The following is a 12,201-nucleotide window of genomic DNA, read 5'->3' on the forward strand; positions in this document are numbered from 1 at the left end:
AAACAGTATGAAAGACAGACTGAACAACGACTTCCAGTTTATCGACGTAAGTCGCATCGATCCGCCGAAGAAGGACATCATCACCCGCACCGGCGAGTTTGTTGAAATTTATGAGCCTTTCAGTGAGCGACAGGTGGCCAGCCAGGCACACCGCTGTCTGGATTGTGGCAACCCCTATTGCGAATGGAAGTGCCCGGTACACAACTACATTCCCAACTGGTTGAAGCTGATCAGCGAAGGCAATGTTATTGAGGCAGCCGAACTCTGCCACGAAACCAATACTCTGCCGGAAGTCTGTGGCCGGGTGTGCCCCCAGGACCGCCTCTGTGAGGGCGCCTGTACCCTCAATGATGGCTTTGGTGCGGTCACCATCGGCAATGCGGAAAAGTACATTACTGATACAGCCTTCGCCCTGGGTTGGCGCCCGGACTTAAGCCATGTTGAGAAAACGGGTAAACGAGTAGCGGTGATTGGTGCCGGCCCGGCGGGGCTGGGCTGCGCTGATATTTTGGTACGCAATGGCGTGCAGCCGGTGGTGTTCGACAAGCACCCGGAAATTGGTGGCCTGATTACCTTTGGTATTCCCGAGTTCAAGCTGGAGAAGTCGGTAATGCAGCAGCGCCGGGAAGTGTTTACTGAGATGGGCGTTGAGTTCTGCCTCAATACTGAGGTGGGTAAGGACATCAGTTTTGAGCAGCTGCTCAATGACTACGATGCTGTCTTTATGGGGATGGGCACTTACAACTACATGAGGGGCGGCTTCCCCGGTGAAGATCTGCCCGGTGTTCACGATGCTTTGCCATTCCTGATTGCCAACGTAAATCGCAATATGGGCTGGGAGCGCGATGCTTCCGAATTTGTTTCGGTTGAGGGCAAGCGCGTGGTGGTTCTCGGTGGTGGTGATACCGCCATGGACTGTAACCGCAGCTCGATTCGATTGGGCGCTAAGAGCGTAACCTGTGCCTACCGCCGCGATGAGGAAAATATGCCCGGCTCACGTCGGGAAGTGGCCAATGCCAAGGAAGAGGGCGTACAGTTCCTGTTCAATCGCCAGCCGGTTGAGATCGTTGGAGATGGCAAGGTGGCCGGGGTTAAAGTGGTCACTACGGAGCTCGGTGAGCCCGATGAAAACGGCCGCCGTCGCCCTCAGGTGGTGCCCGGTTCTGAAGAAATTATCCCGGCGGATATTGTTCTGGTGGCCTTTGGCTTCCGTCCCAGCCCGGCAGAGTGGTTTCCGCAGCACAATATTGAAGTTGCCGACTGGGGTGGTGTCGTCGCTCCAGAAAAACAAAAATACAAATTCCAGACCTCCAATGAGAAGGTGTTTGCCGGCGGTGATATGGTGCGCGGCTCCGACCTGGTAGTGACCGCTATCTGGGAAGGGCGCCAGGCCGGTGAAGGTATCCTCGATTACCTGGATATTTAATCGTTTCTGATTTGCAGTGGGGGCACGGTCCCTCACTGCCCAATTATTCCGTGCACATTTGTGCCAGTCCCAATAGGCACCTCGCAATATCTTTGCCACCCTGTGTATAGCGGCCAAGCCCCTGTACAATGCCCGTTTTTTTAGCCCGCTCGGTGTGCCTATGTCTGATACCAAACCGTCCGAATTGAAAAACGACCGCTTTCTTCGCGCCCTTCTGCGCCAGCCAGTGGATCGAACGCCTGTATGGATGATGCGACAGGCGGGGCGCTACCTGCCGGAATATCGAGCCAGCCGCGCCGAAGCCGGCAGCTTTATGGATCTGTGCCGCAATACTGAGCTGGCCTGTGAGGTAACGCTGCAACCCCTGGAGCGCTACCCGCTGGATGCCGCTATTCTGTTTTCCGACATCCTGACTATTCCCGATGCCATGGGCCTGGGTCTCTATTTCTCTGAAGGAGAGGGCCCCAAGTTCCACAAGCCCCTGCGAACGGCGGCCGATATCGAAGCTCTGGAAGTGGTGAACAGCGAAAAGGATTTGGACTATGTGATGAATGCGGTGTCCACCATTCGCCGCGAGTTGAATGGTCGCGTGCCACTTATCGGCTTCTCCGGCAGCCCCTGGACGTTGGCGACTTATATGGTTGAAGGTGGCTCCAGCAAGGATTTTGCCCGCTGTAAGGAAATGCTCTACAACCGCCCTGAGCTGATGCACCAGTTACTCACGGTGCTGGCCGACTCTGTTACCGATTACCTGAACGCCCAGATTCGCGCTGGTGCCCAGGCCGTACAGATCTTTGATACCTGGGGCGGGGCACTCAGCCACAGTGCTTACCGTGAATTCTCCCTGAAATATATGCAGAGAATTCTCCAGGGGCTGATTAAAGAAGTCGACGGTCGTCGAGTGCCGGCCATCCTGTTCACTAAGGGAGGCGGTCAGTGGTTGGAAGCAATGGCTGATACTGGCGCTGACGCCCTGGGCTTGGATTGGACTACAGACATTGGCAGCGCCCGCGCCCGAGTGGGAGACAAGGTGGCTCTGCAAGGCAACTTGGACCCTGCTGTTCTCTATGCGAGTCCCGAACGAATTCGCACAGAAGTGGCGGCTGTTTTGAAGTCTTTTGGTCAAGGTAGTGGCCACGTTTTCAATTTAGGTCACGGAATTACCCCGAAGGTAGATCCCAAACATGCCGGAGCCATGATTGAAGCTGTGGTAGAGCTGTCAGCCCAATATCACGCCTAAACTAGCCACTGATCTCTGAGTCTGTGAATACAGTCTCACTTTGGGCGGGTGAACCTTAATATCTCTCCATGATATAAAGGTGAGCTTGCCCAGAGGACCGAGGATCTTACGCCACGGGGTCTTTCAGGGCAGCGTTTTAGCGTTAACTACAGTTGTCGGCACCTTCCCCAGTGGCAATCGAACAAGCAAAAATTTCTGTCGGTGATTTACAGCGCGGCATGTTCGTCTCCAAGCTCGACCGGCCTTGGACACGAACCCCATTTGCGCTGCAGGGTTTTTATATCCGCGATTTGGAAGAAATCCGCCAGCTACAGAAATACTGCCGGTTTGTTTATGTCGATGTCCACAAAACTGTCGGTAGTGCCGGTGTTACCCTGCGTCGATTGCTCGGAGGCAGCGACATTTCCGCAAGGGGTCGTTCTTCTGGCCGCACAGCGGTCACTATCCCTTGTAAGCCTGTCACTGTTTCCCATAAAAAATACCCCCCTCCGCAGCCGGCGCAGCGAGAAGCCAGTAACGCGCGTAAGCTTCACGGCCAGATCCTCTATGGTATGAGTGAAGTGATGGGGCTTGTTGCTAACAACAGGCCCATACCGATACAGCAGGTCAACCAAGTCGTTGAGGATTTAGTAGAAAGTGTGCTGCGCAGTCCCGATGCGTTTGCCTGGCTGGCTCGTGTACGAGATAAGGATGAGCACACTTATAGTCACTCGGTACGTGCCAGTATTTGGGCGGTGCTATTCGGCCGCCATATCGGTCTTTCACGCAGTGATTTACTAAAGCTCGGGGTGGCTACTCTGCTGAAGGATGTAGGCAAGCTGGCTATCGACGGGGAAGTGCTGCAGATGAAGCAGCGCGATCCGCGCAGTGAATTGGAGTATCGAAAGTTTGTGCAGCACAGCGTCAAGATGCTGTCGGCAGACCCACAAATAGATCCGAAGGTTATCGAAGTCATTAGTGCCCACTGCGAGCGCCACGATGGTAGTGGTTACCCTGAGGGCTTGCGCGGTGACAGGATTTCAGTGTTGGCGCGCATGTGCGGAATAGTGACTTTCTATGATGAAGCCACTAACCCTAGAGGTTCCAGTGAGCCGGTAGCGCCATCCCGGGCAGTTGCCAAGTTGTATGACCTGCGGGGTATCGCTTACCAGGAACAGTTGGTAGTGGAGTTCATTCAGGCTATTGGCCTCTATCCCACGGGTACCCAGGTAGAGTTGTCCACCGGAGAAGTCGGCGTGGTGGTGGAACAGACTTACGACCGGCGCTTGCGACCAAAGGTAATGATCGTTCTCGATGGGCAAAAACAAACGCTCAGCAGGCCTCGCCTGTGTGACTTGGCTGAAGTTGAGGATCGAGAACAGAAGCTTATCGAGCGTGGCAAGATGAGTGTCGAGGAAAAGGTCAGTATCCTCAGGGATATAGAGCCCGGAGCTTACCCCCAGGTGGATGCGGCGAATATTCGCGACAATTATTTATTCCGCGGTGGCCGACTGGGGCAGCTGCTGACGCGCCTGACAAAGTAAATGCTCTCTTTTTCAGAGGCGGCAGTGAAAACTGCCGCTGTCCCTTACTAATATCAGTCCTTGCCGGATAATAAATTACCGAAATGCTCACCCATGCGCACGGGCGACTCGGCTTCAAGCTGGTCGAGCCAGCTCACCTGGTCTGCGCCAAATAGCATAATGACGGTAGAGCCCAGCTTAAAGCGTCCCATCTCCTCACCTTTCTCCAAGTGGATGGGTGCCTTATCCAGATAATCCGTATTGATGACTTTGCGCTGGATAGGAGCGACTTGTCCGGCCCATACGGTTTCGATACCGGCGACAATCATTGCACCCACCAGGATCATTGCCATGGGTCCGGCTTCCGTATCGAATACACAGACCAGACGCTCATTGCGCGCGAACAGGCGCGGAACGTTTTCTGCCGTTACCGTATTTACAGAGAAAAGCTGCCCGGGCACATAGGTCATGCTGCGCAGGGTGCCGGCCATGGGCATATGCACCCGGTGATAATCCTTCGGTGACAGATACACAGTGGCGAAGTGTCCGTCATTAAATTGCGCCGCTACCTTGGGATCACCGCCCACCACTTCAACCAAGCTGTAGTCGTGACCTTTAGCCTGGAAAATACGGCCGTTATGGATCTGGCCCAGCTGGCTGATGGCGCCGTCGGCAGGGCTGGCGAGGGTGTGTTGCCCTTCGATAATGGGACGGGCTCCGTCCACCAGTTCGCGGGTGAAGAATTCATTGAAGGTGCGGTAGGCAGTGCAGTCGCTCTCTTTGGCCTCCTGCATATCCACGCCGTACTTCTCAACAAACCAGCGGGTGAAAGGATCCTTGATCCACTTGAGCTCTGTATTCGCCAACCAGCCGGCAGCGCGGGAGAGTGCGTGTTGCGGCGTTAGGTATTGCAGGGCGGCAAAAAGTTTAGGGTTCATAAATCTACGTCTTTTCTCAATGTATCTACTGCTGTACCGGAGTATTGGGCAAATTGCCCCACTCACTCCAGGAGCCTGGATAAGCGCGAATATCCAATCCCAGGGACTTGCCCACTAACCAGGTAAAAGCGGAGCGGTGATGGCTCTGGCAGTGGGTGACAATCTTGTGTGAGCTATCAATTCCCTGTGCAGCGAGGAATTCGCGGGCATCCGATCTAATGCGCAGATCTTTTTGCGGGTCCATCAATTGGGTCCACTCGCAATTGATTGCTCCCGGGATATGACCGCCCTTCATGGCCAGGACCCGCTCACCGCGATATTCCTGGGGGGAGCGAGCATCCCAAACTAGGAATTCATCATTGCCCAGTTGATCCTGGATTTGCTGGGCGTCCATCGCAGCTGTGCTGTTGACGGTGATTTGAATATCACTCGGCTCAATATCCGGTGCCTCGGTAGTGAGAGGAAGGCCGGCGCCTCGCCAGGCCAACATGCCACCATTCAAGTAGCTGTAATTGCGGTGGCCTATCATTTCCAAGGTCCACAAAAAGCGCCCAGCCCAACCGCCACCTTCGTCGTCACAGGCGACCACATGTTGTTCCGGCTTTAAGCCGATAGCTTGAAAAATCTGGGTCAGCTGTTCGATACCGGGAAGTTTGCCTGGTGCGGGCGCGGTGCCAGCCATCAGCGCCTGGAACGGCAGATGAATAGCCCCTGGAATATGACCGTTGAGGTAATTGTGGGGTGAGCTGAGGTCTACAATCAGCAGTTCTTTGCGCTCAAGCTGAGTCGCGAGTTCTTCCGCTTCGATGATCAGTTTCAAAACTTGTTCTCCGATTCCAGGCTGTTGCGCAAATGCAGAAAACTATTCATGCGGCGCTCGCTAATTTTTCCATCGGTCAGAGCCTCCTGGATAGCGCAACCGGGTTCGCCCTGGTGGCGGCAGTCGCGAAAGCGGCAGTGCCCGATAAATGGTCGGAATTCCACAAACCCTTCCAGTAGGGCGGCCTCCTCCATATGCCAGAGTCCAAACTCGCGAATCCCGGGGGAGTCTATCAGATCACCCCCACTGGGCAGGTGAAACAGTTCCGCCGCTGTAGTGGTGTGAGTCCCCTTCTGTGTGGCCTCTGACAGAGCACCGGTGCGGGCGCCGGCACTGGGAAGCAGTGCGTTGACCAGGGATGACTTGCCCACCCCGGACTGTCCTACAAAAACGCTACATCCTTGCGCAAGGGTTTCCAGCAGCTCCGGCAGGCCCTCGCCAGTTTTGGTGGATAACCGTAAAACCGGATAGCCGAGCCCCGGGTAGGGGGCGAGTAGCTCCTCCAATGAATCGCGATTGCGTTCATCGATCAGGTCGGTTTTGTTGAGCAGCAGCATGGGTGCTATGCCGGTGGTCTCTGCGGCTACCAGGTAGCGGTCTATGGCATTGGCAAAAGGTTCGGGGTAAGGGGCGATAACGATCAATATGCGATCGATATTGGCTGCGACAGTTTTGAGGTCGCCGTAGCGATCGGGTCTTTGCAGCTCGGAATTGCGCGGCAGGCGCGCCCCGATAACACCAATGCCCCCGTCGCTATCTTCACTGGCAGGGTGCCAGGCAACGCGATCGCCGGTCACCAGGGTTTCGATATTGGCGCGCAAATGGCAGCGCTGGCGCAGGCTCGGATCACTCTCGCTCTCCACTAAAACCTGTGTGCCATAGTTGGCGATAACCAGGCCAATCTGTTCCTGCCCCAGTTGCCCCTCTTCCAGGGCCTCTTCGGCAGATTGCTCGCGCTTGCGGGCGCGGGCTTCGCGTTCCTGCTGGATTTTGTTGATACGCCACTGTTGGCGGCGATTTAATTTGCGTTTACTCATGCACTAGCACCTGGAGACTAGCGGCGGATTATAGCTATTGCAGGGTAGTTGCGGTAACTTGCGCGGAAAGTTTGAGGAGAGCCGTTGTGGATCAGAACAACCTGATCTGGATTGACCTGGAGATGACAGGCCTGAATCCGGACAAAGAGCGCATTATTGAAATTGCCACAGTCGTGACGGATTCACGCCTGGAGATTCTCGCCGAAGGTCCCTCAATGGTCATTCACCAGAGCGATGCCTTGCTAGATGCAATGGATGAATGGAATACCGAACAGCACGGTGGTTCCGGGCTGGTAGCTCGGGTCAAAGAATCCAGTATTTCCGAAAGGGACGCGGAGAGGGAGACCCTGGAGTTCTTGCGACAGTGGGTCCCTGAGGGAGCATCTCCCATGTGTGGCAACTCTATCGGCCAGGATCGCCGGTTCCTGGTGAAATATATGCCGGAGTTGGAGTCCTATTTCCACTATCGCAACTTGGATGTCAGCTCGGTGAAGGAATTGGCTCGTCGCTGGCGCCCGGAGGTTTTGGATGGAGTTAAAAAACACAGCAGCCATTTGGCGCTCGACGATATCCGCGATTCTATTGAGGAATTGCGCCACTACCGCGAGACTTTTTTCCGCCTCTGACCCCCACTCCCGATTAGCCAGCGGGCTTGCGTTTGATTTTACGCTTGCGCCTGCGCCCGCTGCGCAACCGCTCCAGCGCCCAATCGATATGCTCCAGAACCAGGGGCGTGGCGCCGGCGCGCGCACTCTCCAGGGTATTGATGACTTCGGGCGTGGCCTCCCCATTGCCTAAGGCAACAGCCAGGTTGCGCAGCCAGCGCTCGTGGCCGATTCGGCGAATGGCCGAACCCTCAGTCTTGCGCAGGAACTCCTCTTCGCTCCAGGTAAACAACTTCAGTAGCTCACCATTGTCCAGTCCGTGTCGGGGATGAAAATCTTTTTCCTTGGTGGGCTTGGCGAATTTATTCCAGGGGCACACTATCTGGCAGTCGTCACAGCCGTATATTCGGTTGCCGATGGGCTCGCGAAATTCCTCAGGGATTGGGCCTTTGTTTTCAATAGTGAGGTAGGAGATGCAGCGCCGCGCATCCAGGGTGCGGTCATCGATAAAGGCATCGGTGGGGCAAACCCTGAGGCAGGCGACACAGTCGCCACACTGATCATGCTCCTCGCTGATATCTATGGGGAGTGGCAAGTTGGTGTAGATTTCGCCGAGGAAAAAGTAAGAGCCGGCGGTCGAGTTGAGTACCAGCGTATTTTTACCAATCCAGCCCAGGCCGGCCTTAGCTGCCAGGGCCTTCTCCATCACCGGGGCGCTGTCAGTAAAAGCCCGACCTTTCGATTCAATGCCCCGCTCGGCGCAATAGGTATCAATTTGCTTTGATAGATTGGCCAGGCGTTTGCGGATCAACTTGTGGTAATCGCGGCCATTCGCATAGCGGGATACATAGGCTTTACTCGCATCCTTCAACACTTTAATCGGCTGGGTGTCCGGCGGCAGGTAGTCCAGACGCACGCTGATTACCCGCAGTGTTCCCGGCTCCAATAACTCGGGGCGCCAGCGTTTCTCACCGTGAGCGCCCATCCAGTCCATATCAGCGTGATAGCCCGCATCAATCCAGGCGCGCAGGCGTTCCCCTTCCTCCTCCAACTGGCAATCGGTAATACCCACTTGTTGGAAGCCCAGTTCTCTGCCCCAAATTTTGATCTGTTGGGCTAAGTCGGCGAGCAGTGATTCGGTCATAGATAAAGCGGCTCGATATTCCCTGCAAGCACAATGCCTGGCCGGGGCGGTATACTTTGCGATTGGCGCAAACGATGGCGATGTAATTGCCTATTTTGCCACAGATGAATTCTTGACCACATCGCGGGAGCTGCATGGACACGCCTCAACCTCTATACAGTGCCGAGTCGGTACGTGAGCTGGATCGACAGACGATTGCTGCACTGGAAATCCCCTCCATTCAACTGATGAAGAGCGCTGGTCGCGCGGCTTTTTCACATCTACGCAGGCGCTGGCCGGAGATCGGCCGCCTCCAGGTTTTCTGCGGTGGTGGGAACAACGGTGGGGATGGCTATGTGATTGCCGCCCTCGCCGCGCAAAAGAAAACCCCGGTCACCGTTTATGCGTGTACCGATCCTCAGCACCTGAGTGGCGATGCCCGGGAGGCCTATGAGTACGCCTGCCGGGAAGGTGTCCATGTGGTGAACTCCCTCGCAGAGCTGGATACGGCGGATGCCAGTACACTGATTGTGGATGCATTGCTGGGAACAGGCTTTAGCGGTGAGCTGCGCTCCGGCGTGGCCCATGCGGTTGAGCGAATCCGCAAAAGCCCCGGCCCGGTGTTGGCTGTGGATATCCCCTCCGGTCTGAGTGCCGATACCGGCAGTGCCGGCGAGGCGGTCAGTGCCGATATGACGGTGACTTTTATCGGCCGCAAAATGGGGCTCTACTGCGGTCGCGGCCCGGCGCTCTGCGGAGAGGTAATTTTCGAAGGTTTGGGGGCACCTGAGGCTGCCTACCGAGCAGTTGAGCCTTTGGTTATGCGATACGAGGCTGATGCCATCCGTCGCCTGCCAGCGCGTGCCGCCGATAGCTTTAAAAACCAATTTGGCCATATTTTGGTTGTCGGCGGTGATACCGGATTTGGCGGTGCCGCATTGATGGCTGCGCAATCCTCAGCGCGCTGTGGAGCCGGGCTGATTTCCCTGGCGACCCGCCCTGAGCATTTGTCCGCAGCGTTAACTCGCAGTCCAGAAGTGATGGCTCATCCGGTGATTTCCGGGCAGGAGCTGGAACCGCTGCTCGAAGGCCCCAGCGTGATTGCAGTGGGCCCCGGTTTGGGACGCTCCCCCTGGAGTGAGCAGCTGCTGGCGCGAGCCGGCCGAGCTGAGGCGCCCTTGGTCGTAGATGCCGATGCATTGAATATTCTCGCCGAGGGCCGGGTTCTGGCCGGGATTCGGCGGGATGACTGGGTGTTGACCCCACATGTGGGGGAGGCCGCCCGCCTTCTGGGTTGTGATACCGCCGAGGTGCTCGCCGATCCGCGCGCAGCTGCTATTGCAGTTCAGCAAAAATTCAGTGGCGTGGTGATATTAAAAGGCGCCGGCACCCTGATTGCACATGATGGTGGTGTTGACCTGATTAACAGCGGTAACCCGGGCATGGCTTCCGGTGGTATGGGAGACCTCCTCACCGGTATTGTTGCAGCATTGATTGGCCAGCACTTGCCGCTGGTGGAGGCTGCCCGACTGGCGGTGTGGTTACACGGAGAGGCGGGTAATCGCGCTGCCGAAGAGGGTATGCGGGGATTACTCGCTACGGACTTATTGCCCTGGATTAGACGTTTGGTAGATTGATGGCGAGTGAATTGAAATTACATTTGGCTGATGAAGCAGCCACCGTATCCGGCGGCAACTTGCTTGGGCAGGCCTGTCTCGCGGCGGGCCTGCAACAGGGCCTGACGCTGTATTTAAATGGCCAGCTGGGTGCGGGAAAGACAACTTTCTGTCGGGGGGTACTGAGGGCCTTTGGGCACGAGGGTGCGGTAAAGAGCCCCACTTACACCCTGGTGGAACCCTACGAACTCGAGGCTCACCGGGTTTACCACTTCGACCTCTATCGTCTGGGTGACCCGGAAGAGTTGGAGTTTATGGGGGTGCGGGATTATTTCTCTGCGCAGAGTTTGAGTCTTGTAGAGTGGCCCGAGCGGGGCGAGGGCATATTGCCCGATCCAGACTTGGAAGTTGAGTTGGAAGTACCGGAAAGTGGTCGCCAGCTCAGGTTAATTGCGCACTCGCCCGAGGGTGAGCGCGTAATAGACCTGCTGCAAAAGCTGCTGCGAGCATCCTGAAAACGCCTGAACACAGGGAAATACTGATACCAATAAGCAAAGGGGCTGGGAAGTAATGAGTTTTATGTGGCGGTCTCTGTTAGTTGTCGCGCTGTGGTTGGCAGTTTTCCTGCCGGCTTCTGCGACGCAAGTGGAAGGTGTGCGCGTCTGGAGAGCACCCGACCATACGCGTCTGGTTTTTGATTTAAGCGACCCGGCAGAGCACAAGTTATTTACCCTCAAGGACCCCCACCGGGTGGTTGTCGACCTCTCTGATACCGGGTTGAAGGCTGAGCTGGACAAGTTGGATCTGGACAAGACGCCGATCGCCCGGGTGCGCCATGCCCGTCAGAATAAAAAAGATCTACGGGTTGTATTGGACCTAAAGCAGCAGGCCAATCCGCGCAGCTTTGCTTTGCGGCGCCATGAAAACCTGCCGGATCGATTGGTGATCGACCTTTATGACGAGGTTAAAGGCAGCGAGAAGACGCTGGAGCAGGTCAGTAGTGAACGCAATATCATTGTCGCTATTGATGCAGGGCACGGCGGGGAAGACCCCGGGGCTTCCGGTCCCGGTCGCTTGCGGGAAAAGGATGTGGTGCTGGCGATTGCCAAACAGCTGCACAAAAAGATAAACGGTGAGAAGGGCTTTACCGCCAAACTGGTGCGTACAGGGGATTACTATATTCCTTTGCGGGAACGGGTAAAAATTGGGCGCAATATGCGTGCGGACCTTTTTGTGTCGATCCACGCCGATGCCTTTACCCGTAAAGATGCCCGTGGCGCCGGGGTTTATGCGGTCTCCTCCCGGGGCGCAACCAGTGAAACCGCCCGCTTTTTGGCCGCGAGGGAAAACGAGTCCGATCTTATCGGTGGTGCCGGCAGTTTGAGCCTAGGCGATAAGGATGACACCCTTGCCGGCGTATTGCTCGACCTCTCCATGACTGCCACCATGAATGCCAGCCTGGATATCGGCGCCAGTGTGCTGTCACAGATTGGCACCGTCACTCACCTGCACAAAAAACAGGTGGAGCAGGCCAATTTCTCGGTGCTGCGTTCGCCGGATGTGCCTTCAATTTTGGTGGAGACGGGTTTTATTACCAATCCCCAGGAAGCGAAACGCCTGCGCGATCCCAGTTTCCAGCGCAAGCTGGCGCAAAAGCTCAGTGACGGTATAGTGGCGCACTTTAAGAGCCGCCCCCCGGCGGATACCTGGCTCGCCGCCAACCAGAGCGATAAGTCTCGCAACCACGTTATCGCTCGCGGGGAGACCCTTTCGGGTATCGCGGCGCGATATAATATCTCCGTCGCCGCCCTGATGAGAGCGAATGGCATCAAGAACTCCGTGATTCGAGTGGGGCAGACCCTGAGTATTCCTTCCGGCTGAGACCTCAGTGTCG

11 protein-coding genes are annotated in these 12,201 nt (G+C 56.2%); 7 read left to right on the forward strand and 4 right to left on the reverse strand.

Annotated features, from left to right (window positions below):
- Nucleotides 1-7 precede the first annotated feature (7 nt).
- The 3 genes from ACJJI4_RS21920 to ACJJI4_RS21930 all read left to right on the forward strand — a co-directional run bounded on the left by ACJJI4_RS21920 (nt 8) and on the right by ACJJI4_RS21930 (nt 4,189).
- On the forward strand, nt 8-1,426 hold the full coding sequence (locus ACJJI4_RS21920) for a glutamate synthase small subunit GltD family protein (RefSeq protein WP_282930294.1): 1,419 nt from the start codon (nt 8-10) through the stop codon (nt 1,424-1,426).
- A 160-nt stretch (nt 1,427-1,586) separates the two neighbouring features.
- Entirely contained in the window at nt 1,587-2,666 is a 1,080-nt protein-coding gene (gene hemE, locus ACJJI4_RS21925) for a uroporphyrinogen decarboxylase (RefSeq protein WP_108731435.1), read from the forward strand.
- Nucleotides 2,667-2,836: 170 nt separating this feature from the next.
- Nucleotides 2,837-4,189 (forward strand): cyclic di-GMP phosphodiesterase, encoded by a 1,353-nt coding sequence (locus ACJJI4_RS21930; protein WP_444926465.1) that lies wholly within the window; start codon nt 2,837-2,839, stop codon nt 4,187-4,189.
- 53 nt (nt 4,190-4,242) lie between these two features.
- Here the strand turns inward: ACJJI4_RS21930 and asd are convergent, their stop codons facing one another.
- From asd to rsgA, 3 genes are read right to left on the reverse strand one after another with little or no spacing between them, the layout of a single operon-like run.
- Nucleotides 4,243-5,106 (reverse strand): archaetidylserine decarboxylase, encoded by an 864-nt coding sequence (asd, locus tag ACJJI4_RS21935; protein WP_444926466.1) that lies wholly within the window; start codon nt 5,104-5,106, stop codon nt 4,243-4,245.
- 25 nt (nt 5,107-5,131) lie between these two features.
- On the reverse strand, nt 5,132-5,926 hold the full coding sequence (locus tag ACJJI4_RS21940) for a sulfurtransferase (protein WP_444926467.1): 795 nt from the start codon (nt 5,924-5,926) through the stop codon (nt 5,132-5,134).
- Complete coding sequence (rsgA, locus tag ACJJI4_RS21945) at nt 5,923-6,963, reverse strand: small ribosomal subunit biogenesis GTPase RsgA (RefSeq protein ID WP_444926468.1); 1,041 nt, start codon at nt 6,961-6,963, stop codon at nt 5,923-5,925. The genes ACJJI4_RS21940 and rsgA overlap by 4 nt, the downstream gene beginning before the upstream one ends.
- An 86-nt stretch (nt 6,964-7,049) precedes the next feature.
- Between rsgA and orn the strand changes: the two genes are divergently transcribed.
- The gene (gene orn, locus ACJJI4_RS21950; RefSeq protein WP_444892595.1) at nt 7,050-7,589 is read left to right on the forward strand and encodes an oligoribonuclease; all 540 of its coding nucleotides are present in this window, start codon (nt 7,050-7,052) and stop codon (nt 7,587-7,589) included.
- 13 nt (nt 7,590-7,602) lie between these two features.
- Here orn and queG read toward each other — a convergent pair whose 3' ends face one another.
- On the reverse strand, nt 7,603-8,712 hold the full coding sequence (gene queG, locus ACJJI4_RS21955; RefSeq protein ID WP_444926469.1) for a tRNA epoxyqueuosine(34) reductase QueG: 1,110 nt from the start codon (nt 8,710-8,712) through the stop codon (nt 7,603-7,605).
- 134 nt (nt 8,713-8,846) lie between these two features.
- Between queG and ACJJI4_RS21960 the strand changes: the two genes are divergently transcribed.
- The 3 genes from ACJJI4_RS21960 to ACJJI4_RS21970 are packed head-to-tail and all read left to right on the forward strand — an operon-like array spanning nt 8,847 to nt 12,188.
- The gene (locus tag ACJJI4_RS21960) at nt 8,847-10,328 is read left to right on the forward strand and encodes an NAD(P)H-hydrate dehydratase (RefSeq protein WP_444926470.1); all 1,482 of its coding nucleotides are present in this window, start codon (nt 8,847-8,849) and stop codon (nt 10,326-10,328) included.
- On the forward strand, nt 10,328-10,822 hold the full coding sequence (gene tsaE / locus ACJJI4_RS21965; RefSeq protein WP_444926471.1) for a tRNA (adenosine(37)-N6)-threonylcarbamoyltransferase complex ATPase subunit type 1 TsaE: 495 nt from the start codon (nt 10,328-10,330) through the stop codon (nt 10,820-10,822). Before ACJJI4_RS21960 ends, tsaE begins: the two co-directional genes overlap by 1 nt.
- 55 nt (nt 10,823-10,877) lie before the next feature.
- A complete protein-coding gene (locus ACJJI4_RS21970; protein ID WP_444926472.1) occupies nt 10,878-12,188 on the forward strand; it encodes an N-acetylmuramoyl-L-alanine amidase in 1,311 nt (436 codons plus the stop codon).
- Nucleotides 12,189-12,201 lie beyond the last annotated feature (13 nt).

It is taken from the genome of Microbulbifer maximicatervae (SeqCode) (assembly GCF_052467305.1).

Coding starts and splice junctions, on each gene's coding strand:
- ACJJI4_RS21920 (WP_282930294.1), top strand. CDS start 8: ATGAAAGACAGACTGAACAACGACTTCCAGTTTATCGACGTAAGTCGC.
- hemE (WP_108731435.1), top strand. CDS start 1,587: ATGTCTGATACCAAACCGTCCGAATTGAAAAACGACCGCTTTCTTCGC.
- asd (WP_444926466.1), bottom strand. CDS start 5,106: ATGAACCCTAAACTTTTTGCCGCCCTGCAATACCTAACGCCGCAACAC.
- rsgA (WP_444926468.1), bottom strand. CDS start 6,963: ATGAGTAAACGCAAATTAAATCGCCGCCAACAGTGGCGTATCAACAAA.
- queG (WP_444926469.1), bottom strand. CDS start 8,712: ATGACCGAATCACTGCTCGCCGACTTAGCCCAACAGATCAAAATTTGG.
- ACJJI4_RS21960 (WP_444926470.1), top strand. CDS start 8,847: ATGGACACGCCTCAACCTCTATACAGTGCCGAGTCGGTACGTGAGCTG.
- tsaE (WP_444926471.1), top strand. CDS start 10,328: ATGGCGAGTGAATTGAAATTACATTTGGCTGATGAAGCAGCCACCGTA.
- ACJJI4_RS21970 (WP_444926472.1), top strand. CDS start 10,878: ATGAGTTTTATGTGGCGGTCTCTGTTAGTTGTCGCGCTGTGGTTGGCA.